Here is a 23,210-nt window from a genome sequence, read left to right as displayed (position 1 = left end):
CGGTCCTCGAGACCCCGTTCCGCGTGGTCTTCGGACGCGGCGTCGGCGACGAGGACGCGGCGCGGATCGCCGACAGCTGGGCCGCCTGCGCGTCCGAGCCCGACGCGGGAGCACGCGACGTCCTCGCCGAGGTGGGGCACGATCCCTCCGTCCCGGTCGACGGCTCGCCCCGGGTCTCGAGCGCCACGCTCGCGCAGCTCGAGGAGTCCCTGACCTCGACCCTGACCCTCGAGGCGATCGGCGCCCGGCGCGCCGACCTGCTGATGCTCCACGCCTGCGGGATCTCCGACGAGTCCGGCCGCGTGCTGGCCTTCGTCGCCGCCTCCGGGACCGGCAAGACCACCATCGCCCGGACGCTCGGGTCCCGCTTCGGCTACGTCACCGACGAGACGGTCGGCGTGACCCCGGAGGGGCGCGTCCTGCCCTATCCCAAGCCGCTGTCGGTGAAGCCGCTGACCGGATCGGCGCCGAAGGCGCAGCTGGCCCCCGGGTCGCTCGCCCTCCGACCGGTCCCGGAGGCGCCCCTGCGTCTGGCGGGCGTCCTGCTGCTCGAGCGCCGCGACGGCGTCGGGACGCCCTTCCTCGAGCACGTCGACCCGGTCGACGCGATCGAGGATCTGGTGCCGCAGACCTCGTACCTCTCGGCCCGACCGCGGCCGATCGCCGATCTCGTCCGCACCCTCTCGGCGCTGGGCGGCGTCCGGCGACTGGTCTACTCCGAGGCCGCGAGCGTGGTGCACCTGGTCGAGGAGGTCTTCGCGTCCCTCGGCGCCGAGGCCCCGTCCGCCTGGTCCGAGGTGGTCTCCGTGCAGCTCGACCCTGTGGGCGAGGCCCTGCCCGGCACCGTCCTGCGCACCCCTGCGGACGACGCGGTGGAGCTCGCCGACGGCCAGCTGCTCGTGTTCTGCGGCGGCACCCTCGTGCGCCTGTCTGGCATCGGCCCGACGATCTGGCGCCACGCCGGCCGGGGCTCCGATCTGCCCGGTCTCGTCGCCGCGGTGCTCGAGGAGGCGGGCCCGCCGCCCGCCGGCGTCGATGCGGAGGCGGTCGTCGAGTCGGCGGTCGTCGAGCTCGAGGGCCGCGGAGTGATCACGAGAGGGACTCCGCCGCAGCCCACCCCCGACGGGTGGCACGGTTGACGCGCCTGGCGCCGAGGGCGCGGAAGCGCTGTGTCAGAATTCGGAAGAACCCGTCGCCGGCGCCCGCCGCGTGATCCGTACCAGCGAAGGAAATCTGACTCTGTGGAACTTCGAGACGTCCTCCGGCTGCTGCGCGACCACTGGATCCCGATCGTCGCGGCGATCCTCCTCGGCACTCTCGTCGCCTTCGGCTGGTCGCTGACGCAGAAGCCGCGGTACGTCGCCGACTCGCAGGGCCTGGTCTCCGTCGCCACCACCGGTGCCGAAGACAGCCAGGCGATCTACACGCAGCAGATCGCGCAGTCCGTCGCCAAGTCGAGCCTCGCCACGTACGTCCCGATCGCCACCTCGCGCGACGTGGCGCAGATCGCGATCGACAGCCTCGGCCTCGACGTCTCGCCCGCCACGCTGATCTCGGCGATCACGGTGCAGGCCGACACGGTCGCCCCGGTGATGAAGGTCAGCGCCACCGCCTCCACCCCCGAGGGCGCGCAGAAGCTCGCCGACGCCTGGGTCGCGGCCATCGCCACCAAGGTGCAGCAGGTCAACCAGGAGACGGGCGTCGGCGACACGGTCTCCCTCACCGTTCTGCAGACCGCGGCGCTCCCGTCCTCGCCGGCGTTCCCGAACCTGCGCCTCGTCCTCGCGGTCGGCGCGCTCGCGGGCCTCGTCCTCGGTCTCGTCTACGCGTTCGTCCGCAACACGCTGGACCGGCGCATCCGCACCGCCGAGATGGTCGAGCGCCTGTTCGACCTCCCCGTGGTCGGCACCCTCCCCGTCGACAAGCGCCTCAGCGAGACCAACCGCATCGTCCCCGAGGCCGACACGACCGACTACATCAAGGCCGACGGCAAGCACGCACTCGCCGAGGCGCTGCGCGAGCTCCGCACGAACCTGCAGTTCATGAACATCGACAGCCCGCCGCGCATCATCGTCGTGACGAGCCCGCTGCCCTCGGACGGCAAGTCGACGGTGACCGCGAACCTCGCGGTGACGCTCGCCGCCTCCGGCCAGCGGACCGTCGTCGTCGATGGCGACCTCCGCAAGCCCACCGTCGCCAAGTCGTTCGGCCTCGTTCCCGGCGTCGGCCTGACCGACCTGCTGATCGGCAAGGCGGAACTGCAGGACGTCCTGCAGCCGTGGGGCCCGTCCGGCAACCTCTGGGTGCTCGGAGCCGGGTCGATCCCGCCGAACCCGTCCGAGCTGCTCGGCTCCAACGGCATGGACATCCTCCTGCACGAGATCGCTCGCGAGGCCATCGTGCTCGTCGATGCGCCGCCGCTCCTGCCCGTCACGGACGGCGCCATCCTCACCGCCCGCACCGACGGCGCGCTCGTGGTCATCTCCGCGGGCAGGACGACGACCGACGAGCTGGGCAAGGCGATCCAGAACATCGAGCGGGTCAGCGGCCACACCCTCGGCGTGATCCTCAACCGCGTGCCCGCGCGCGGCCAGGTCGGCCGGGGCTACGGCTACTACTACACGAGCTACTACGGCTCCGAGCGATCGGGTGCCCGCCCGGACACGGCCGTCGAGCCCGAGCCCGCGTCGACCTCGGCCTGAGCGCCCCGCGATGATCTTCCCGGGAGACGACTCCGCCCGCCCCGCCCGCCGGAGCTGGCGACCGGACGAACCGGTCGCCGCCTCCGCCGCCCCCGTCTTCACCGTGCTCTCGGTCTGCACCGGCAACATCTGCCGGTCGCCGATGGCGGAGCAGCTGCTGCGCGCCGCACTCGCCGACGCGACATCACCCGCGGGAGGTCCGCTCTTCGCGTTCACGAGCGCCGGAGTGAGGACGCGCGACGGACTGCCGATGGACCCGGTCTCGGCCCGCTTCTCGGCTCAGCACGGGGGAGACCCGGCCGCGCACGCGAGCGCGGTGCTCGGCGACGCGATCGCCGGCGACGCCGACCTCCTGCTCACGATGACGCGCGACCACCTGGTCGACGCCTCCCGGCGCTTCCCGTCGCTCCTCCTCCGCGGCTTCACGCTGCTCGAATTCGCCCGCGTGCTGCCGTTCGTGCTGCGGGAGGTGCCGCTGCCGACGGTCGAGGACCCCGCCGCGCGGCTCCGCGCCGTCGTGCGGCTCGCCGCCGCCCACCGCGGGCGCGCCCCGCGGGGCGAGGGCGGCGACGACATCGAGGACCCGATCGGCCGCAGCGAGGCCGTGCACGAGCGCGTGGCGGCGCAGATCGCGGCGGCTGTCGCCGACGTCTCCCGCGATCTGAGAGCATTGGCGCGGCGGTAGTCGCGCGTCCGCGGGCGCGCTGACGCCTCGCCGCATCGCATCGCTCCTCCTCACCGTCGCGACCGCGACACGAACCCGCCACGATTCGGAGAACCCCTGTGAAGCTTTCTGTCATCGGCTGCGGCTACCTCGGTGCCGTCCACGCTGCCGCCATGGCCGAGCTCGGCCACGACGTCATCGGCATCGACGTCGACCAGAAGAAGATCGACGCCCTGGCCGCCGGCACCGCGCCGTTCTTCGAGCCCGGCCTCCCGGAGCTGCTGTCCTCCGGCGTCGCCTCCGGGCGTCTGCGCTTCTCGACCGACATGGCCGACGCCGCCGGTGCGGCCGTGCACTTCGTCGCCGTCGGCACCCCGCAGAAGCCGGGCGAGAACGCCGCGGACATGACCTACGTCGACTCGGCGATCGACGGTCTCCTGCCCTACCTCGAGGCGGACTCCCTCGTCGTCGGCAAGTCGACCGTCCCCGTCGGCACCGCCGCCCGCCTGGCCGACCGCATCGCCTCCTCCGGTGCGACCCTCGCCTGGAACCCCGAGTTCCTCCGCGAGGGCTTCGCCGTCAAGGACACGATCAGCCCCGACCGCCTCGTCTACGGCGTGCCCGCGGGCGAGGCCGGAGCAGCGGCGAAGGCGACCCTCGACGAGGTCTACGCGACGGCGCTCGCGGCCGAGACCCCGCTCGTGGTCACCGACTACGCCACCGCCGAGCTGGTGAAGGTCTCGGCCAACGCCTTCCTCGCGACCAAGATCTCGTTCATCAACGCGATCGCCGAGATCGCGGAGGTCACCGGCGCGGACGTCACGCAGCTCGCCGACGCGATCGGCTACGACGTGCGGATCGGCCGCCGCTTCCTGAACGCGGGCATCGGCTTCGGAGGCGGCTGCCTCCCGAAGGACATCCGCGCCTTCTCTGCCCGCGCCGACGAGCTCGGCGTCGGCGAGTCCGTCGCCTTCCTCAAAGAGGTCGACGCGATCAACCTGCGTCGCCGCCAGCGCGTCGTCGACCTCGTCACCGAGGGCCTGGGCGGCTCCGTCGAGGGCCGCCGCATCGCGGTGCTCGGTCTGGCGTTCAAGCCGGAGTCGGACGACATCCGCGACTCGCCGTCGCTCGACGTCGCCGCTCGCCTGCACGACCTCGGTGCGACCGTGGTCGCGACCGACCCCGAGGCGATCGAGAACTCGCGCCGCCGCTACCCCGAGATCACCTACACGACCGACGTCGACGAGGCGCTGGCCGGTGCCGACGCCGTGGTCGTCGTGACGGAGTGGAAGCAGTTCCGCGCCCTCGACCCCGCGGCCACGGCGGCGAAGGTGGCCAACACCTTCCTCGTCGACGGTCGCAACTGCCTCGACCCCGCCGCCTGGCGTGCGGCCGGCTGGGAGTACCGCGGCCTCGGCCGCTGACGCGGCGGAGCCGTCGTCTCAGCGGACGCGGCTCGGCTGATCCGCCACGACGCCGGAGGTGCCGTGAAGGGGGATGTGCGCGAAGGCGTCGTCCCACTCCGCCGCCCTCCGGCGTCGTCGTGCGCGGACGACCATCCGGAGCAGTACGCCGGCGACCGCGCCGAGGAGGGCGCCGGAGGTGTTCATCACGACGTCGTCGACGGTGGCGAAGCGCGCCGAGAGGAAGAGCAGCTGGCCCGCCTCGATGAGCGAGCTCACGACGGCGCCGACGGCGACGGCGACCCACGCCCTCCGGAGCCGCAGGTTGAGGGCCAGGAGCAGCCCCAGGGGCACGAACAGGGCGATGTTGGCAGTCGACTCGATGAACGCGTAGTCGACCATCGGGAGGCCGTGCCGGGCGAACCAGGAGGTCACTCGGCCGAGATCCCCCCGCACTCCCGCATCGACGGGCGTCGGCCAGAAGGCGATCGCTGCGAGCGCGACCACGTAGGGCACGCTGATGGCGAGGGTGAGGCGGGTGAGCGACCGGGTCACGGTGCTCCTCTCGTCGGTCGTCGGGCGGGGGCGGCGACGACGGCGGAAGAACAGTCTCGCTCCCGGCTGCTGGGATCGGGCCGGGAGGCGCGGGGGAGTGGGCTGGAGGCACGCCCGTGCGCAGGACGCTCGGGACGCCGACAGGGGTGCTCGAGCCGGAGAGCGCGGGGCGGTGATCGCGCCGGCTCCGTCGTCGACCAGGCTCCGGCCCGGGCGAGCATCCGCCTGCGGGCGAGCCCCGCCACAGCAGAATTCCGAGAACGCCCCGGGAACGACGAAGCCCGGCCGGATCATCGATCCTGGCCGGGCTTCTCACCGGTCGGGGTAGCGGGATTCGAACCCACGACCTCCTCGTCCCGAACGAGGCGCGCTACCAAGCTGCGCCACACCCCGGTGTGCTCATCACGGAGAACCGCTCACGAGCCTCGACAATAGTAGCCGATTTCCGGACCGCCGTCGGACACCCCTCGTCAGGCCGCCGGAGTGAGCGTGACGAGGGTCACCTCGGGCCGGCAGGCGAAGCGCACCGGTGCGTAGATCGAGGTGCCGACTCCGGCGGACACGTTGAGGTACGAGCTGCGCAGTCCGTTGTCCCACGTCGTCGAGCCGGCGACCTTGTCGCGCGGGATGTCACAGTTGGTGACGAGGGCGCCGAAGCCCGGGACGCAGACCTGCCCGCCGTGCGTGTGCCCGGCGAGGATCACCTCGGCGCCGCGGGCGACGAAGTCGTCGAGGATGCGCTGGTAGGGCGCGTGCGCCACGCCGATGCTGACCCCGGCCGGTCCGTCCTCCGCGCCGCGCAGCTCGTCCACGGCTCCGGCGACGAGGTCGATGCGGTCGAGGCCGATGTGCGGGTCGTCGACGCCGAAGAACTCGATGCGCGTCCCCTTCACCGTGATGCTCTCGGCGCGGTTGTTGAGGTCCACCCAGCCGAGCCCGTCCGAGAAGAAGCCGGTCAGCCCGTCGGTGTCGAGATCTGCCTCGTGCTGCTTGGGGTTCTTGGAGGGGCCGACGAAGTAGCGGAGCGGGTTCTTGAACCGAGGGCCGAAGTAGTCGTTAGATCCGTTGACGAAGGCGCCGGGGATCCCGGCGAAGGGCTCCAGGGCCCGGCGGATGCCGAGCACGCCGTCGCGGTGGCCGAGGTTGTCGCCGGTGTCGACCACGACGTCGGGCGCCAGGGCGAGGAGCGAGCGGATCCACTCCTGCTTCTTGCTCTGCCACGGGGCCATGTGCAGGTCAGACACGTGCAGGACGCGGATCGGCTCGGAACCGGCGGGCAGCACCGGGAACGACGTGCGCCGGACGGTGAACAGCGTCCGCTCGACGCCGATGCCCCAGGCCGCGGCGACGGCTCCGGCCGCGGCGACGGTCGCGAGGGCGGTGGTGAGGGGGCGACGGGTGCGTCCGGTCATGGGTCCTTCTCTCGCACGTCGGCCGCGAGCGCGGCCGCGTTCATTCTGCCGGACGCTCCCTCGGGAGCAGCCGGGGGTGCCGGGGGTCAGCCCGCGCGGGGCGGGGCGCCCGGTCCGGCGCTGATCTGCAGGGTGATCTCCGCGCCCCGGGAGACGCGCGACCCGGCGGGAGGGTTCGTCTGCGCGACCGTCCCTGCCGGGCGGTCGGAGGGGACCGGAGAAGTGTCGACGCGGACCGTGAAGCCGACGGAGCGCAGGCGTGCGGCGGCCGCAGAGGGGCTCTGGCCGGTGACCTGGGGCACGGCCTCCTGCGGAGCGTCGAGGAGCGAGCGGACGGGAGCCGGGAACGCCGTCCCACCGTACTTCGCGTCGGCGACGCGCATGATGCGCGGCCAGATCTGGTGGCGCACCTGACCGGCGTTCACCCGGTTGAGACTGAATCCGCGCATGGAGGTGAAGCCGGTCACGTTGCCGACCCAGGTGGCGGTGGCGACCTCGGTGCTCGCGCCGACCATCCACGTGTGCAGCGCGTCGTCCGTGGTGCCGGTCTTGCCGATGTGCGGCACCCCGGTGCGGGGGTTGGAGGGGGCGCCGGTGCCGCCCGTCACCACCTGCTGCAGGGCGTAGCCGGCGGTCGCGGCCACCTCCTCGGACATCCCCTGGCTGCACTCGGAGGCGGGCGGCGCGACGTCCGCGCCCGTGCGGTCGACGATCCGGTCGAACGCGATGGGCGTGCAGACGGTGCCCTTGTTCGCGAAGCCGGCGAAGGCCGTGGCCATCGTGAGCGGAGCGATCTCGTTGGTGCCGAGGATGGTCGGCGCGAGCTTCTGCAGCTCGGTCCCGTCGGCACGGTGCACGCCCATCGCCAGCGCCGTGTTGCGGATGCCGCAGAGGTCCAGCTGCTGGGCCATGGCGGCGAACGAGGTGTTGATCGAGCCGGTCGTGGCCTGCAGGGCCGTGGTCACTCCTCCGTTGCCGCCCTCGTCGTTCCCGGGGTTCCAGGACTCGCCGTAGTAGACGCCGTCGGGCTCGCAGCTGTCACGGAAGGTCGTGTAGGCGCGGCGGGTGCCGTCGACGCTCTCGCCGAGCGAGTGCCCCTCCTGCAGCCACTCCGCGAGGGTGAACACCTTGTAGGTCGAGCCGACCTGGAATCCCGAGGAGCCGCCGTACCCGAAGTCGGTGTTGTAGTTGACGCTCGTGTAGTTGGGGCCCGTCAGGTCCGGATCGTTGGAGTAGTCCTTGTTCTGGGTCATCGCGAGGATGCGGCCGGTGCCGACCTCGACCGAGACGCTCGCGCTGCCGATGTTCACGTTCGCCATCGACTTGGGCACCCAGTCGTCGGTGGCCGAGACGGCGGCCTGCTGCAGGTCGGAGTCGAGGGTCGTGTAGATCCGGTAGCCGCCGCGCTTGAAGGTGGCGTCGCGCTCGTCCTGGCTCGCACCGAACGCGTCGTCGTTCTTGATGACCCAGGTGACGTAGTCGCAGAAGAAGGCCGCGACTCCGGCCGTCTGGCAGCCGGTGCTCGGCTCGGTGATGTTCGGCGTCACGGGCTCGGCGACGGCCGCCTGCGCCTGCTCGGACGTCACCTTCGACTCGAGGTCCATGCGGGTGACGATGTAGTCGCGCCGGTCCCGGGTCTGCGGGTAGCCCTCCGCGGCGGGGTTCGCCGGGTCGCCGGGCCGGTCGAAGCGGAACTTCTCGGGGTTGTTCACGATCGCGACGAGCGCGGCGGACTGCGCGAGCGAGAGGTCCTTCGCGCTCACTCCGAAGTAGTAGCGGGCGGCCGCCTCGACGCCGTAGACGGTGCCGCCGAACAGGGCGATGTTGAGGTAGCCCAGCAGGATGTCGTTCTTCGGGTACTCCTTCTCGAGCCCGATGGCGAGCCGCATCTCGGCGACCTTGCGCTCCGGAGTGGTCTCCGTGGCCTCGCGGTAGGCCGCGTCGCGCTCGATCGGATCGCTGAGCGCCTCCGCCTTCTGCACGAGCACGTTCTTGACGTACTGCTGCGTGATGGAGGAGCCGCCCTGGACGTCCCCGCCCATGGCCGTCGTCGCGGCCGCGCGGACGGTGCCGAGTAGATCGATGCCGCCGTGCTCGTAGAAGCGGGGGTCCTCGGAGGCGACCACGGCGTCCTTCACGAACGGCGAGATCTCGTCCCAGCCCACCTCGACGCGGTTCTGGGCGTAGAAGGAGGCGAGCAGCACGTCGCCGCCGGAGGAGTCCTTCGCGTACACGTCGCTCTTCTCGGCGAGCGTGCCGATCTCGAGGTACTCGGGGAGGTTGTCGAACATCTCCACCGTGTTGCCGGCGGCCATGCCGCTCAGCGCGATCGCCGGCGTCACCGAGGCGGCCACCAGGACTCCCGCGACGACGCTCATGGCGACGATGCCGATCAGACCGCCGACGGCGCCGCCTATGGTCTTCACGACTCTGGTCCCGCCCTGCCCCGACATAGAATCAGCGTAGTCGCCGCGCTCGGACGAGCCGCGGCGCTCATCCCGCCGACGCGCGGCGCTCAGCAGTCGTCCCGCACCGGCCGCACCCGAGGAGAGCCATGTCCGTCCCGCGCTGGGAGTACATCACCACCCCGCTGATGATCCACAACACCACGGCGATCCTGAACACCTGGGGATCCGAGGGCTGGGAGCTGGTCCAGATCGTGACCGGTCCCGAGGGCGGCCTCGTCGCGTACCTCAAGCGCCCCGTCGCCGAGGCCGGCGCGTGATCGCCGAGCGTCTCGCGGAGCTCGGCGTCGAGCTGCCGGCGGTCGCGGTCCCCGCCGGCGCCTACGTCCCCGCTGTCGTGCACGGCGGCCTCGTCTACATCGCCGGGCAGATCCCCTTCGTCGACGGCGCTCTGCCGCTGGTCGGCAAGGTCGGCGACGAGGTGTCGCCCGAGCAGGCGAAGGACCTGGCCCGCACCTGCGCCCTCAACGCGCTCGCGGCCGTCGCCGACGCGATCGGATCGCTCGACCGGGTGACGCGGATCGTGAAGCTCACCGGCTTCGTCGCGTCCGCCTCCGGCTTCACCGGGCAGCCCGGCGTGATCAACGGCGCCTCGGAGCTGCTCGGCGACGTGTTCGGCGAGCCCGGCCGTCACGCGCGCTCGGCCGTCGGGGTGGCGGAGCTGCCCCTCGGCGCTCCCGTCGAGGTCGAGCTGATCGTCGCCTTCGACTGACGCACCGCCCCCTCCGGCCCACGCGGCGGGAGGGGGCGGCGCCCGGTCAGTCCGCGGCGATCGCGGAGGAGATCACCGCCATCACCTGCGTGTCCGCGAGCGTCGTCGTGTCGCCCACGGCGCGTCCCTCCGCCACGTCGCGCAGCAGCCGGCGCATGATCTTCCCCGAGCGGGTCTTGGGCAGCTCCTGCACCACGAAGATCCGCTTCGGGCGGGCGATCGCGCCGATGTGCTCGGCGACGTGCGCCTTCAGGGTGGCCTCGAGCTGTTCGTGTCCGTGGGCCAGCGCCTCGGCCTGGCTCGCCTTCGCGATCACGAACGCGACCACGGCCTGGCCGGTGGTCTCGTCCGCGGCTCCCACGACGGCCGCCTCGGCGACGACCGGGTGGGAGACGAGGGCCGACTCGATCTCGGCGGTCGAGAGGCGGTGGCCGGAGACGTTCATCACGTCGTCCACGCGCCCCAGGAGCCAGAGGTCGCCGTCCTGGTCGCGACGCGCTCCGTCACCCGCGAAGTAGCGGTCGCCGAACTTCGACCAGTAGGTCTCGACGTAGCGCTCCGGGTCGCCCCAGATGCCGCGCAGCATCGCCGGCCAGGGCTCGGTGATCACGAGCAGTCCGCCCTCGTCGGCGCCGACCGGCGTCCCGGCGTCGTCGACCACGTCGATCGAGATCCCCGGCAGAGCGACCTGCGCGGACCCGGGCTTGAGAGTCGTCACCCCGGGCAGGGGGGACACCATCATCGCGCCGGTCTCGGTCTGCCACCACGTGTCGACGATGGGGGTGCGGCCGCCGCCGATGACGTCGCGGTACCAGACCCACGCCTCCGGGTTGATCGGCTCGCCGACCGATCCGAGCAGGCGCAGGCTCGAGAGGTCGAAGCGCTGCGGGATCTGCCGGCCGAGCTTCATGAAGGAGCGGATCGCCGTGGGCGCCGCGTAGAGGATCGTCACGCCGTGCTTCTCGACGATCTCCCACCAGCGGCCGGGATGCGGGCTGTCGGGAGTGCCCTCGTACATCACCTGGGTGGCGCCGTTGGCGAGCGGGCCGTAGACGACGTAGCTGTGTCCGGTGATCCAGCCCACGTCCGCGGTCGACCAGTAGACGTCCGACTCGGGGTGCAGGTCGAAGACCGCGCGGTGCGTGAAGGCGACCTGGGTGAGGTACCCGCCGCTGGTGTGCAGGATGCCCTTGGGCTTCCCGGTCGTGCCGCTCGTGTAGAGGATGAAGAGGGGCTGCTCGGCGGGGAACGGCTTGGCGACGTGGTCGGCGTCGACCGCCACGATCTCCTCGTGCCACCAGAGGTCGCGCCCCTCGTGCCAGGCGACCTCGTTGCCTCCGCGGCGCACGACCAGGACGTGCTGGACGCTGGACTCGCCGCCGAGGGCGAGCGCGGCGTCGACCGCCGGCTTCAGGGGCGAGACGGCGCCCTTGCGCCAGCCGCCGTCGGCGGTGATGACGAGTGTCGCCTCCGCGTCGTCGATGCGCGCGCGCAGGCTCTCGGCGCTGAAGCCGCCGAAGACGACGGAGTGGACCGCCCCCAGCCGGGCGACGGCGAGCATCGCGATGACCGCCTCCGGGATCATGGGCAGGTAGATCGCGACGCGGTCGCCGGCGCGGACGCCGAGGCTCGTGAGCAGGTTCGCGGCGCGCTTCACCTCGGCGGTGAGCTCGGCGTAGGTGATCGAGCGGGAGTCGCCGGGCTCGCCCTCCCAGTGCAGGGCGACGCGGTCGCCGTGGCCGGCCAGGACGTGGCGGTCGAGGCAGTTGTAGGCCACGTTCAGCTCACCGTCGTCGAACCACTTCGCGAACGGGGGCTCGCTCCAGTCGAGGGTGCGCGTGAACGGTCGGTGCCAGTGCAGGAGCTCGCGGCTCCGGTCGGCCCAGAAGGCGAGGCGGTCGGCCGCGGCCTCGTCGTAGAGCGCGGCGGTCGCGACCGCTCCGGCGGCGAGATCGGCCGGCGGCGGGAACCGGCGGGTCTCGTGGAGGAGGTTGTCGATGGCGTTCCGGTCGGCGGCCGGGGCGTCGGGGGGAGTGGACATCTGCGATTCGCTCCTTCGCGAGTGAGACGTTCGCCGGCCCGCGCGGTCGGCGTCGCACCACCGTAGCGCCCGCCTCCAGCGCGGATCGCCGAGCGCCGCAAGCTGGGTGCGGGGCGGGCGTCGGATAAGAGTCCGCAGAGAACAGGATCCGGGCTTGGCGAATCGCGATCCGTCCCCTACAGTTGCATACGGCCGAATGAACTTCGGCCCAGCGGCGCAAGTGATTCCCCCCAATCCAGCGCCGCCGAGGCGGCACCTGTTCCCCCCAATGGGTGCCGCCCCCTTCTTCCCGCCGGATCCGGCGGACGGACGCCCCCGCTCGAGCCCTGCTCGCGGGGGCGTTTCCGCGTTGCCGGGACGTCTCCTCGTCGACCGGGCTTCTCTGCGCCGTGGGGCCCCCCTCGGAGCGGCTCCCTGCCGAGAGCCCCGGGCCGCCCCTGCGCGCGCGTCCGGCCCGGGTCGTTCCTCCACAGGTGCCGACGCGGGCGTCTCTCCTCCGATCGGGCAGGGAGCGCCCCGGCGCGCGGAACGGGCTCCTAGCGTGCCGGGATGACCCGCGACTTCGTCCCCCTCGTCCCCGCCGAGCACCGCCGCGACCCGCTGCCGGTGCGGCCCGCCGCGGCCGGTCTCGGGCTGCTCGCGCCGCACGCCGCTGATCCCGCGGTGACCGACCTCTTCGTGAACGGCGGCGCGGGCCTCTGGATCGACCGGGGCGGTGGTGCGGAGCGGGTTCCGGAGTGGACGCTCGACGCCGCCGGAGCACGGCGGCTGGCCGTCGCGCTGGTCGCGGCCGGTGGACGGCACGTCGACGAGGCGAGCCCGTGCGTGGACGTCAGGCTCCGCCACGGGGTCCGCGTGCACGTCGTGCTGCCGCCGGTGGCGACCGGGGGAGCGCTCGTGTCGGTGCGGGTGCCGCGGTCGGACTCCTGGACGCTCGGGGAGCTGCAGGCGGCCGGGATGCTGGACGACGACGGAGTGCGGCTTCTGCGCCGGGCGGTCCGCGAGCGGTGGAATCTGCTGATCACGGGAGCCGGTGGATCAGGCAAGACCACCCTGCTCGGCGCCCTGCTCGGGTGCGCGGCGCCGACCGAGCGGATCGTCGCCATCGAGGACGTCGGCGAGCTCCGGCCGGCGCACCCGCACGTCGTCTCGCTCGAGGCGCGGCAGCCCAACCTCGAGGGCGCCGGTGCCGTGGGCCTGGACCGGCTCGTGCGGGAGGCGCTGCGGATGCGTCCGGACCGCCTGGTCCTCGGCGAGTGCCGCGGCGTCGAGCTGCGCGAGCTGCTGTCCGCGCTGAACACCGGGCACGACGGCGGTGCGGGGACCCTCCACGCGAACTCCCTCGAGGACGTGCCCGCGCGTCTCGAGGCGCTCGGGGTCCTCGCGGGACTCGGGCCCGAGGCGATCGCCCGCCAGACGGTCAGCGCGATCGACCTGGTGCTCCACCTGGAGCGCCGCGCCGGGCGGCGGCGGCTGGCGGCATTCGGGACGTTCGCGCTCGACGCGGCCGGCCGCCTGAGGGTCGAGGACGGGTCGCTCCCGAGCGCCTCGAGGTCGAGCGCGTGACGGGCCGCGACGGGCTGGACGAGGTCGCGGCCGTCGTGCACCGACTGGCCGTCCTCCTCGCGGCGGGAGTGGCTCCCGCGTCGGCCCTCGGGCATCTCGCGGGGGCGGAGGGGGCGGACAGCGGGGACGCGCGGCGGCGGCGACTGCTCCGGGCGGTGTCGGAGGAGGCCGGCCGCGGGGGCGACGTGACGGAGGCGCTGCTGCGCGGGACGCCGGTTTCGCGGCGGAGCGGCTCGGAGCGGAAGCGGCCGCGACGGCGAGCGCCGGACACCGGTGAGGCGACCGCGTGGGCGGCGCTGGCCGCCGCGTGGCGGGTGGCCGCCGACTCCGGCGCGCCGGTCGCCGCCGCTCTCGGCGAGCTGGCGGAGTCCCTGCGCGAGCTGGCGCGCGCCCGCCGGGACATCGAGGTGGCTCTGGCCGGTCCCTCCGCCACCGGGAGGGTCGTGAGCGCGCTGCCGCTGGCGGCGCTGGGTCTGGGGGCGCTGCTGGGCTTCGACGTGGTCGGCGTGCTCCTCGGGACGGTGCCCGGTGCGGTCTGCCTGGTCGGGGGAGCCGGGTTGATGGCGGCCGCGCACGCGTGGTCGCGGCGCCTCGTCCGAAGCGCGGCCCCGGCCGATCCGGCGCCCGGGCTCGCGCTCGACCTCCTCTCGGTGGCGCTGGCCGGTGGCGGCTCGATCGAGTCGTCGCGCGCCCGGGTCGTGGCGGCGCTCGCCGAGTGCGGGCTCGACTCGGGCGAGCGCGTGCTCTCCGACGCGGACCCGGTGCTCGCCCTCTCCGCGGCGGCGGGCGTGCCGGCCGGACGCCTGCTCCGGAGCGAGGCGGCTCTGGTCCGGGCACGGGCGTCCTCCGGGGCGCGGGAGCGAGCCGCTCGGCTCGGCGTGACCCTGATGCTGCCGCTCGGAGTCTGCGTGCTGCCGGCGTTCCTGCTGCTCGGAGTGGCTCCGATGGTCGTCTCGGTGCTGCTCTCGACGTTCTCGGTGGCGGCGTGATTCGGTCGACCGCTCCTCCACAGGGGCGGGATCGGGAGGCGTCTCCACGGATCCACCGGAGGGTCGATCGGTGGGATCGGGAGTCCGCGATCCTCGGAGGAGGGGCACGGAGCGGGGCGGAACGGAGCAGGACACATGAGCAGTGACACGGCGATCAGCGGCGGGGAAGTCTCCCGGAGTCGAGGACTCGGTAGGAGGAGGGATGCGGGAAGTGGTGTGGCCGGAACGAGCCGGGGCTCGAGGAGCGGCGGAGGTGCGGTGTCCGGCGGAGGAACGGGCATCGACGTCTCCGCGGGGCGCGTCGAGTGGTGCCGACCCGGGTGGGGAGGTCTCGGCGCTCTGGGCGACGAGGAGGGGTCGGCGACGGCGGAGTACGCGATCGCGACGATGGCCGCGGTCGGCTTCGCCGGGCTGCTCGTGGTCATCCTCAAGGGCGACGAGGTGCGGAGCATCCTGACCGACCTGGTGACCCGCGCGCTCACCGCGGCGGGATGAGAGGCCTTCCGCTGCTGCGCGGGCGGCTCGTCCAGGAGGAGGGCTCGGGCACTGCCGAGCTCGCGCTCGTGCTCCCGGCGGTGGTCGCGGTACTGGCGCTGTGCCTGGGGTCGGTGGCGGCCTCGGCGCAGTACGTCCGGCTCGTCGACGCGGCCGCCGACGCGGCCCGGTCCGCGGCCCGGGGCGACGACCCCCGCACGCCGCTCGCCCGGGTGGCGGGGGCGTCGCTCACGGCGGGGGAGCAGGACGGACTGGTCTGCGTCGACGTCGCGGCCCGGCTGCGCCCGCTCCCGGCGGTGTCGCTCCCGGTCTCGGTCCGGTCCTGCGCGCTGGGCGGAGGCGGATGATCCGCCGGCTCCCCGGGGCTGTCCGCGACCGGGAGGAGGGATCGGCCGCGGTCGTGGCGATCGGAGTCGTCGCGGGCACGATCCTGGTGACGGCCGCCGTGCTCGCCGGCTGCGCAGGAGTCGTCGGGCACCAGCGAGCGGTCGCCGCCGCGGACGCCTCGTCCCTGGCAGCGGCCGACGTCGCCTCCGGCCTGCTGGCCGGGGATCCGTGCGGACGTGCCGCCGCCGTGGCCCTCGCGAACGGCGCCGAGCTCGTCCTCTGCGACGTCGACGGGGGCGTCGCGAGAACGGAGGCGGCCGTCGCCGCGGGTCCGCTCTCCCTCACGGCGCGGTCGAGGGCCGGCCCTCCGCCCTGAGGGCGGAGGCAGTAGCGGGCGTCGTCCGGACCGAGGTCCGGACGACGCCGCGGGAGCGCGTCAGTCGGAGGAGAGTCGCTGGTACCGGTACGCGGCGGCGGTCGGCAGGGCGCCCGCGCCCTCGTCGTGCTCGAGGCCGCCGGCGAGGAGGTAGATGTAGCGGGAGCCCGCCCTCGCCCCGGGGATCTCGAGGCGTGCGGCGGGGGCCTGATCGTCGCCGTATCCCCGGCGGAGGGTCTTGCCCTCCAGCGGTCCGTCGAGGAGCTTGGCCGTGTAGGCGGAGGTCGTGGTGGTGTGCGTCGTTGCCATGCCTCATCATGCGCCGATCGGCGCCGCGCGTCACCCCCGTCGTCGGCAGGCCGGGCAGGCGGCTCCGAGGCCGTGTCCAGCGTCCTCCCGAGGTCCCCGTGTCCTCGGGAGGGGGCAGGACGTCCGGGGTCAGTGTGTATGGTGTGCCTGTCGGGCGCCCCCGCCGATGGGGACGCGTCGCCGTTCCCCGCACCACGTCGCCGCGCACCGTCTCCCCGCAGCAAGGGGACGTCGGACCACTGGTCGTCCGACCCGACAGCACCAATCGAGGAGAACTGTGTCCGGCACGAAGAAGCTGGTGATCGTCGAGTCGCCGGCGAAAGCCAAGACCATCGCCCAGTACCTGGGCGACGGCTACGAGGTGCTCGCCTCCGTCGGGCACATCCGCGACCTCATCGAGCCGAAGAACCTCCCCCCGGAGCTGAAGAAGGGCCCGCTGGGCAAGTTCTCCGTCGACGTCGACAACGGCTTCGAGCCCTACTACGTCGTCTCCGACCAGAAGAAGAAGACGGTCGCCGACCTCAAGCGCGCGCTGAAGAACGCCGACGAGCTCTACCTCGCCACTGATGAGGACCGCGAGGGCGAGGCCATCGCGTGGCACCTCCTCGAGGAGCTCAAGCCCAAGGTCCCCGTGCACCGCATGGTCTTCCACGAGATCACGAAGGACGCGATCCAGAAGGCGCGCGACAACACCCGGGACATCGACACCTCCCTGGTCGACGCCCAGGAGACCCGCCGCATCCTCGACCGCCTCTACGGCTACGAGATCTCGCCCGTCCTGTGGCGCAAGGTCGGCCCCGGGCTCTCGGCCGGTCGGGTGCAGTCGGCCGCGACCCGCCTGGTGGTCGACCGCGAGCGGGAGCGCCTGGCGTTCGTGTCGGCGAGCTACTGGGACCTCGCCACCGTGCTCGCACCCGAGTCGGACGCCGCGGCGGGCTTCGACGCCCGCCTGGCGCGGCTCGACGGCAAGCGGATCGGAAGCGGCCGCGACTTCGACGACCGCGGTCAGCTGAAGGGCGACGTCACCGTCCTCGACGAGTCCACCGCCGGTGCCCTCGCCGAGGCGCTGCGCGACCCCGCCACCACGGTCCGGGTCTCGAACCTCGAGTCCAAGCCGTACTCGCGCCGCCCCGCCGCCCCGTTCACCACGTCCACGCTCCAGCAGGAGGCGGCGCGCAAGCTCCGCTTCTCGGCGCGCCAGACGATGAGCGTCGCGCAGTCGCTCTACGAGAACGGCTTCATCACCTACATGAGGACCGACTCGCCCGGGCTCTCGCAGCAGGCGCTGAACGCCGCACGCACTCAGGCCGCGTCCCTCTACGGAGCCGAGACCGTCCCGGACAAGCCCCGCCTGTACTCCGGCAAGAACAAGAACGCGCAGGAGGCGCACGAGGCCATCCGGCCCGCGGGCGAGACCTTCCGCACCCCGGACCAGCTCTCGGGCACCCTCCGCGGCAACGACCTCCGCCTCTACGAGCTCATCTGGAAGCGCACCGTCGCCTCGCAGATGGCCGACGCCAAGGGCTCGACCGCCACCGTGACGCTGCTCGCCGAGCCGGCCGGCGACGTCGCGAAGACCGCCGAGTTCACCGCCTCCGGAACCGTCATCACCTTCCGCGGATTCCTGCTCGCCTACGAGGAGGGGCGCGACGAGGAGCGTCACGGCGCCCGCGACGAGAAGGACGCCAAGCTGCCGGTGCTCGAGGTCGGCCAGAGCCTGGTCGTCGCCGAGGTCGAGGCCAAGGGCCACGAGACCTCGCCGCCCCCGCGCTACACGGAGGCGAGCCTGGTCAAGGCGCTCGAGGAGCTCGGCATCGGCCGGCCCTCGACCTACGCGTCGATCATCTCCACCATCGTCGACCGCGGCTACGTCACTCCGCGCGGGACCGCCCTCGTGCCCAACTGGATCGCCTTCTCGGTGGTCCGGCTGCTCGAGGACTTCTTCTCCGACCTGGTGGAGTACGACTTCACCGCCGAGATGGAGGGCGACCTCGACCGCATCGCCGGCGGCGAGGAGGACCGCGTCGCCTGGCTCAACCGCTTCTACTTCGGCGGAGGCACGCACCCCGGGCTCCGACACGTCGTGGACAACCTCGGCGAGATCGATGCGAAGAGCATCAACTCCGTCCGGATCACGGACGACATCACCCTGCGCATCGGCAAGTACGGCCCCTACCTCGAGGTGGCCCAGGAGGAGGGGCAGGAGACGCCGCGTCGCGTCAACCTGCCGCTCGAGCTGGCTCCCGACGAGCTCACGCCCGCCAAGGCGCAGGAGCTCGTCGACGCCCCGGTGCAGACCGACCGCGTGCTGGGAAGCAACCCCGACTCGGGCAAGACCGTCGTCGTCAAGGACGGGCGCTTCGGCCCCTACGTGACCGAGGTCGATCCGGAGCCGGAGACCGCGGCGGATCCCGCCACCGGGGAAGTCGTCGAGCCCGCGCCCGCGAAGCGCGGCGCGAAGAAGCCCGCTGTCGTGAAGCCGCGCACCTCCTCCCTCTTCAAGTTCATGGACGTCGCGTCGATCGACCTGGCGACGGCGCTGCGCCTGCTCGACCTGCCGCGCACGGTCGGCGACGACCCCGAGAGCGGCGAGCCGATCACGGCTCAGAACGGCCGGTACGGCCCGTACATCAAGAAGGGCACCGACAGCCGGTCGCTCACCAGCGAGGACCAGATCTTCGAGGTCGACCTGCCGACGGCGCTCGAGATCTTCGCCCAGCCGAAGTACGGGGCGCGACGCGCGTCGAGCGCGCTGAAGGAGTTCGAGGCGGACCCCGTCAGCGGCAAGCCGATCCGGATCCGCGACGGACGCTTCGGCGCCTACGTGACCGACGGCGAGACCAACGTCACGATCTCCAAGGGCCTCACGATCGAGGAGATCGACTTCGAGCAGGCGGTCCAGATGCTCGCCGACAAGCGCGCGAAGGGCCCGGCCAAGAAGGCTCCGGCCAAGCGCGCGCCGGCCAAGAAGCCCGCGGCGAAGACCACGGCGGCCAAGACGACAGCGGCTAAGACGACGGCGGCTAAGACGACGGTGGCCAAGACGACCGCGGCCAAGACGGCCGCGGCCGCCAAGAAGACGACCGCAGCGAAGAAGCCCGCCGCGCCCCGCGCCACCTCCGCGAGCCGCGCGGCCGCGGCGGCCGCCGCCGAGACGTCGGACGCGACCGAGTCGTGACCGGGCTGTTCGTCACCCTCGAGGGCGGGGACGGCGCGGGCAAGACCACGCAGGCCCGGCTGCTCGAGGAGTGGCTGGGCACGCGGGGCGAGACCGTCGTCCGCACCCGCGAGCCCGGGGGCACCGAGGTGGGCCTGCAGATCCGCGAGATCGTTCTGCACCACCGCGGCGAGATCGACCCGCGGGCCGAGGCCCTGCTCTACGCGGCGGACCGCGCCCAGCACATCGGGACGCTCGTGCGACCGGCGCTCGAGCGCGGCGAGGTCGTCGTGCAGGACCGCTACATCGACTCCTCCGTCGCCTACCAGGGAGCCGGGCGGGTCCTCGACGCCGTCGAGGTCCGGCGGCTCTCGGAGTGGGCCACCCACGACCTGAGGCCAGACCTCACCGTCCTGCTCGACCTCGACCCCGCCGTCGCGCGGGGCCGGCTCGACGCGGCCCGCACCCGCTTCGACCGGCTGGAGGCCGAGAAGGCGGAGTTCCACGGGCGCGTGCGCGAGGCGTTCCTGGCGATCGCCGAGACGGACGCCGAGCGCTTCCTCGTCCTGGACGCCGCTCTCCCCGTCGAGGAGATCGCGGCCGCGGTGCGGGAGCGGGTCGCCGTCCTCCTCGACGGCGCGTCGGCTGTCGGTGCTCGCGGTTAGCCTGGTGGCATGACCGTCTGGAGCCAGCTCGTCGGGCAGGAGCACGCCATCGGCGCCCTGCAGGACGCCTCGACGCCCCGGGACGACCGTGGCCGGGAGTCGTCGTCGATGACGCACTCCTGGCTCATCACCGGCCCTCCCGGGTCCGGCCGCTCGAACCTCGCCTACGCGTTCGCCTCCGCACTGCTCTGCCGCCACGGCGGCTGCGGGGAGTGCCCCGACTGCCGCCAGGTCGCCGCCCGCTCCCATCCCGACCTCGCCGTGCTGACGACCGAGCGCGTGATCATCTCGATCGACGAGGTGCGGCGGCTGGTCAGCAGCTCGCAGTACTCGCCCTCGGTGTCGCGCTACCGCGTCATGGTCATCGAGGACGCCGACCGGATGAGCGAGCGCACGTCCAACGTGCTGCTGAAGGCGCTCGAAGAGCCGCCGGAGCGCACGGTCTGGATCCTGTGCGCCCCGAGCGAGGCCGATCTGCTCCCCACCATCCGCTCCCGCGTCCGCTCCGTGCGGCTCCGCGTGCCGAGCGTCGAGGACGTCGCCGGTCTCCTCGAGCGCCGCGACGGGGTCGACCCCGAGACCGCCGAGCGCGCCGCCCGCCAGGCTCAGAGCCACATCGGGATGGCGCACCGCCTGGCGACCGACGCGAACGCGCGCGAGCGCCGCGAGGAGACGCTCCGCATCGCCCTGCGCCTCCGCGGCGTCTCGGACGCGGTGCTCGGCGCTGCGCGGATGATCGAGGTCGCGACCGAGGACGCCAAGGCGATCACGCTCGAGCGCGACGAGGCCGAGCGGCAGCAGGCGCTGCGCTCGCTCGGCGTCGAGCCCGGGGGCACCGTGCCCGCGCAGCTCCGCTCGCAGCTGCGGGCGCTCGAGGAGGATCAGAAGCGACGCGCGACGCGGAGCCTCCGCGACGGCCTCGACCGGATCCTCGTCGACCTGCTCTCCCTCTACCGCGACGTGGTGCGCCTCCAGCTCGGAGCGCCCGGCGGCGTCATCAACGAGGAGGTCCGGACCGAGATGACCGCGCTCGCCGACGCGACTCCGCCCGACCGCACGCTCGCCGTCCTCGACGCGATCGCGACCGCCCGGCAGCGGATCGACGCGAACGTCTCCCCGGTCCTCGCTCTCGAGGCGCTGCTGGTCGTGGCGGCGCGCCGTCCGGTGGCCGCGTGAGGCGGGGGCGCCGGTCGGCCGTCGTCGTCGCGCTCGCCGCGGCCGCGTCCCTCCTGACCGGCTGCTTCGCGCCCGGCCCGAGCGTCGACCGGACCTCCACCCCCTATCCGCAGACCGTCGACGACTCCCTGGAGCGCTACTACTCGCAGGTGCTGATCTGGGACGACTGCGGCGACGGCGCTCTCTGCACCGACGCGACAGTCCCGCTCGACTGGGACGACCCCTCGGGAAAGACGGCGTCGATCGCCCTGGTGCGCCGACCCGCGACGAAGGGACCGGCGATCGGCTCCCTGCTCGTGAACCCGGGCGGACCGGGAGCGTCGGGCGTCGACTTCATCCGCGACAGCGCCGACTACGCGGTCGACTCCGCGCTCGCCGCCCGGTACGACGTCGTCGGCTTCGATCCGCGCGGAGTGGGCGCCTCCACCGCGGTCTCCTGCCTCGACGCCGCGGGCCTCGACTCCTACCTCTACGACATCACGCCCGGGGAGCGGGGCAGCGACGAGTGGGTCCAGGCGCAGCGCACGTCCGCCGCTGCGTTCGCCGCCGCCTGCCAGGAGCGCAGCGGGCCGCTGCTGCCCGAGGTCGGCACCCCGAGCGCCGCTCGTGATCTCGACGTGCTGCGCGCGGCGCTCGGCGACGAGACGCTGCACTACCTCGGCTACTCCTACGGCACGTTCCTCGGAGCGACCTACGCCGGGCTGTTCCCGGACCGGGTCGGCCGCCTCGTCCTCGACGGCGCGATCGATCCGGCGGCCACCTCGTTCGACGTGGTGCGCGAGCAGGCGAAGGGGTTCGAGAGCGCACTGCGCGCCTACCTCGCCGACTGCCTCCGCTCGGACGACTGCCCGTTCACCGGCACCGTCGACGCGGGGATGGCCCAGCTGAAGCGCATGCTCGAGGACGTGGACGCCTCGCCGATCCGGGCCGCCGATGGCCGTGAGCTCGGCGCGAGCACGCTGTTCACCGCGATCGTCTATCCGCTCTACGACGCCACGGCGTGGGGAGCGCTGAGCGAGATGCTGGCCGACGTCCGCCGGGGCGACCCCGCGGTCGCGTTCCAGTACGCGGACGCCTACAACGGGCGCGACGCGGACGGCCGGTACGCGGACAACACCACCGAGGCGTTCCTCGCGATCAACTGCGTCGACTACTCCTACGACGCCGACACCGCCTCGATGCGCGCCGACGAGGCCGCTCTCGGGCAGGCCGCGCCGACGATCGGCCGCTACATGGCCTACGGCGACATCCTCTGCAGCGAGTGGCCGGCGGCGTTCGAGGGCTCCCGCGAGCCGATCACCGCGGAGGGCTCGGCGCCCATCCTGGTCGTGGGCACCACGAACGATCCCGCGACGCCCTACGTGTGGGCGCAGGCGCTCGCGGGCGAGCTCTCCGCCGGTCACCTGGTCACCTACGACGGCGAGGGCCACACGGCCTACAACAAGTCGACGTCCTGCGTGAACGACGCGGTCGACGCGTACCTGCTCGAGGGGACCGTCCCGGAGGTGGACCCGAAGTGCTGACCGAGCAGGAGCGGTCCCGCGAGCAGCAGCCCGGGCTCCGCGAGCGCAAGCGCCTGGCCACGCGGCGGGCGATCGAGATCGCGGTCCTCCGCCTCGCTAGCGAGCGCGGGCCGGAGCGCGTGACCATCGACGACGTCTCGCGCGCCGCCGACGTGTCCACGCGCACCTTCTTCAACTACTTCGCCTCGAAGGAGGACGCGCTGGTCGGCGGGCTCCCGGTCATCGCCGACGAGACGGCGGCGGCGTTCGTCGCGGGCCGGGGCGCCGTGCTCGAGGACCTGCAGCGGGTCTTCGTCGCCGCGATGGAGGAGCCGCTCGAGGAGGACCGGGAGCTGCACGTCCTCCGCCGCGCGCTCTTCCGCGAGCACCCGCATCTGGTCGGTCTGAAGATCGCGGGCATGCGCGAGTTCGAGCTCGCGGTCGAGGGGCTCGTCGCCGAGCGTCTCGGCCAGGAGGACGACGACGCGGAGCGGGTGCGCAGCCGGGCGCGGATGCTGACGCTCCTCGGGCTCGCCGCCGTCCGCCACGCCTGGGCGGCCTGGGTCGATCACGACGGCCGGGAGGCCCTGCCCGGACGCATCGCCCGCTCCTTCGAGGAGCTCCGCGGCGCGCTCGCCTGAGCCGAGCGCAGCGGTAGCCGTCGCCGTCGCGGGGCCTCTGCTCGACCGCGCCG

Annotated in this window: 21 protein-coding genes and 1 tRNA gene; 16 read left to right on the top strand and 6 right to left on the bottom strand. The window is 73.1% G+C overall.

Going from position 1 to position 23,210, the window contains the following annotated elements:
* The first annotated feature begins 23 nt into the window (after positions 1-23).
* From C5B95_RS08785 to C5B95_RS08770, 4 genes are all read left to right on the top strand, one after another.
* Positions 24-1,139: a hypothetical protein gene (locus C5B95_RS08785; protein WP_104267502.1), complete on the top strand. Its 1,116-nt coding sequence runs from the start codon at positions 24-26 to the stop codon at positions 1,137-1,139.
* Positions 1,140-1,241: 102 nt separating this feature from the next.
* A complete protein-coding gene (locus C5B95_RS08780; RefSeq protein ID WP_181068035.1) occupies positions 1,242-2,702 on the top strand; it encodes a polysaccharide biosynthesis tyrosine autokinase in 1,461 nt (486 codons plus the stop codon).
* Positions 2,703-2,712: 10 nt separating this feature from the next.
* Positions 2,713-3,387, top strand: a complete 675-nt coding sequence (locus C5B95_RS08775) for a low molecular weight phosphatase family protein (protein WP_104348958.1) — start codon at positions 2,713-2,715, stop codon at positions 3,385-3,387.
* Positions 3,388-3,485: 98 nt separating this feature from the next.
* Positions 3,486-4,790: a UDP-glucose/GDP-mannose dehydrogenase family protein gene (locus C5B95_RS08770; RefSeq protein WP_104222179.1), complete on the top strand. Its 1,305-nt coding sequence runs from the start codon at positions 3,486-3,488 to the stop codon at positions 4,788-4,790.
* Positions 4,791-4,808: 18 nt separating this feature from the next.
* Here C5B95_RS08770 and C5B95_RS17860 read toward each other — a convergent pair whose 3' ends face one another.
* From C5B95_RS17860 to C5B95_RS08750, 4 genes are all read right to left on the bottom strand, one after another.
* Positions 4,809-5,324 carry a VanZ family protein gene (locus C5B95_RS17860; protein WP_258059888.1) on the bottom strand — a complete coding sequence of 172 codons (516 nt, stop codon included), beginning with the start codon at positions 5,322-5,324 and terminating at the stop codon, positions 4,809-4,811.
* A gap of 319 nt (positions 5,325-5,643) precedes the next feature.
* A tRNA-Pro gene (locus C5B95_RS08760) sits at positions 5,644-5,717 on the bottom strand.
* A 77-nt stretch (positions 5,718-5,794) separates the two neighbouring features.
* Positions 5,795-6,736 carry a metallophosphoesterase gene (locus tag C5B95_RS08755; RefSeq protein WP_104348956.1) on the bottom strand — a complete coding sequence of 314 codons (942 nt, stop codon included), beginning with the start codon at positions 6,734-6,736 and terminating at the stop codon, positions 5,795-5,797.
* 86 nt (positions 6,737-6,822) lie between these two features.
* On the bottom strand, positions 6,823-9,189 hold the full coding sequence (locus tag C5B95_RS08750; protein WP_104348955.1) for a transglycosylase domain-containing protein: 2,367 nt from the start codon (positions 9,187-9,189) through the stop codon (positions 6,823-6,825).
* Positions 9,190-9,290: 101 nt separating this feature from the next.
* Here C5B95_RS08750 and C5B95_RS17460 point away from each other — a divergent pair, with 101 nt between their 5' ends.
* Both C5B95_RS17460 and C5B95_RS08745 read left to right on the top strand, forming a co-directional pair.
* Positions 9,291-9,461, top strand: coding sequence for a hypothetical protein (locus C5B95_RS17460; RefSeq protein WP_164861113.1), 171 nt, complete (start codon positions 9,291-9,293; stop codon positions 9,459-9,461).
* Entirely contained in the window at positions 9,458-9,913 is a 456-nt protein-coding gene (locus C5B95_RS08745; RefSeq protein ID WP_219813834.1) for a RidA family protein, read from the top strand. The genes C5B95_RS17460 and C5B95_RS08745 overlap by 4 nt, the downstream gene beginning before the upstream one ends.
* Positions 9,914-9,959: 46 nt before the next feature.
* On the opposite strand, the gene acs is transcribed toward C5B95_RS08745, so the two are convergent.
* Positions 9,960-11,954, bottom strand: coding sequence for an acetate--CoA ligase (gene acs, locus C5B95_RS08740; RefSeq protein WP_104267507.1), 1,995 nt, complete (start codon positions 11,952-11,954; stop codon positions 9,960-9,962).
* A gap of 549 nt (positions 11,955-12,503) precedes the next feature.
* On the opposite strand from acs, the gene C5B95_RS08735 reads away from it, so the two are divergent.
* The 5 genes from C5B95_RS08735 (at position 12,504) to C5B95_RS08715 (ending at position 15,707) form a co-directional block, all read left to right on the top strand.
* Entirely contained in the window at positions 12,504-13,520 is a 1,017-nt protein-coding gene (locus C5B95_RS08735) for a TadA family conjugal transfer-associated ATPase (RefSeq protein ID WP_104237723.1), read from the top strand.
* Entirely contained in the window at positions 13,517-14,509 is a 993-nt protein-coding gene (locus tag C5B95_RS08730; RefSeq protein WP_104348954.1) for a type II secretion system F family protein, read from the top strand. Before C5B95_RS08735 ends, C5B95_RS08730 begins: the two co-directional genes overlap by 4 nt.
* Positions 14,510-14,767: 258 nt before the next feature.
* Complete coding sequence (locus C5B95_RS08725) at positions 14,768-15,004, top strand: DUF4244 domain-containing protein (protein ID WP_258059887.1); 237 nt, start codon at positions 14,768-14,770, stop codon at positions 15,002-15,004.
* Positions 15,001-15,351 carry a TadE family type IV pilus minor pilin gene (locus tag C5B95_RS08720; RefSeq protein ID WP_104348952.1) on the top strand — a complete coding sequence of 117 codons (351 nt, stop codon included), beginning with the start codon at positions 15,001-15,003 and terminating at the stop codon, positions 15,349-15,351. Before C5B95_RS08725 ends, C5B95_RS08720 begins: the two co-directional genes overlap by 4 nt.
* A complete protein-coding gene (locus C5B95_RS08715) occupies positions 15,348-15,707 on the top strand; it encodes an Rv3654c family TadE-like protein (protein WP_104348951.1) in 360 nt (119 codons plus the stop codon). Before C5B95_RS08720 ends, C5B95_RS08715 begins: the two co-directional genes overlap by 4 nt.
* A gap of 60 nt (positions 15,708-15,767) precedes the next feature.
* Here the strand turns inward: C5B95_RS08715 and C5B95_RS08710 are convergent, their stop codons facing one another.
* Entirely contained in the window at positions 15,768-16,016 is a 249-nt protein-coding gene (locus C5B95_RS08710) for a hypothetical protein (protein WP_104222197.1), read from the bottom strand.
* 277 nt (positions 16,017-16,293) lie between these two features.
* On the opposite strand from C5B95_RS08710, the gene topA reads away from it, so the two are divergent.
* From topA to C5B95_RS17455, 5 genes are read left to right on the top strand one after another with little or no spacing between them, the layout of a single operon-like run.
* Positions 16,294-19,194: a type I DNA topoisomerase gene (gene topA, locus C5B95_RS08705; RefSeq protein WP_104348950.1), complete on the top strand. Its 2,901-nt coding sequence runs from the start codon at positions 16,294-16,296 to the stop codon at positions 19,192-19,194.
* The gene (tmk, locus tag C5B95_RS08700; RefSeq protein ID WP_104237717.1) at positions 19,191-19,838 is read left to right on the top strand and encodes a dTMP kinase; all 648 of its coding nucleotides are present in this window, start codon (positions 19,191-19,193) and stop codon (positions 19,836-19,838) included. Before topA ends, tmk begins: the two co-directional genes overlap by 4 nt.
* A gap of 9 nt (positions 19,839-19,847) precedes the next feature.
* Entirely contained in the window at positions 19,848-21,014 is a 1,167-nt protein-coding gene (locus C5B95_RS08695) for a DNA polymerase III subunit delta' (RefSeq protein WP_104222203.1), read from the top strand.
* Complete coding sequence (locus C5B95_RS08690; protein ID WP_104348949.1) at positions 21,011-22,537, top strand: alpha/beta hydrolase; 1,527 nt, start codon at positions 21,011-21,013, stop codon at positions 22,535-22,537. The genes C5B95_RS08695 and C5B95_RS08690 overlap by 4 nt, the downstream gene beginning before the upstream one ends.
* Positions 22,531-23,157: a TetR/AcrR family transcriptional regulator gene (locus tag C5B95_RS17455; protein WP_181027157.1), complete on the top strand. Its 627-nt coding sequence runs from the start codon at positions 22,531-22,533 to the stop codon at positions 23,155-23,157. The genes C5B95_RS08690 and C5B95_RS17455 overlap by 7 nt, the downstream gene beginning before the upstream one ends.
* Positions 23,158-23,210 lie beyond the last annotated feature (53 nt).

Origin of the sequence: Rathayibacter sp. AY1A7, from assembly GCF_002930845.1 — a bacterium.
Classification (GTDB): Bacteria; Actinomycetota; Actinomycetes; order Actinomycetales; family Microbacteriaceae; genus Rathayibacter.
The sequence above is the reverse complement of the archived record's forward strand: the minus strand, read 5'-3'. Positions and strand labels throughout refer to the sequence as shown.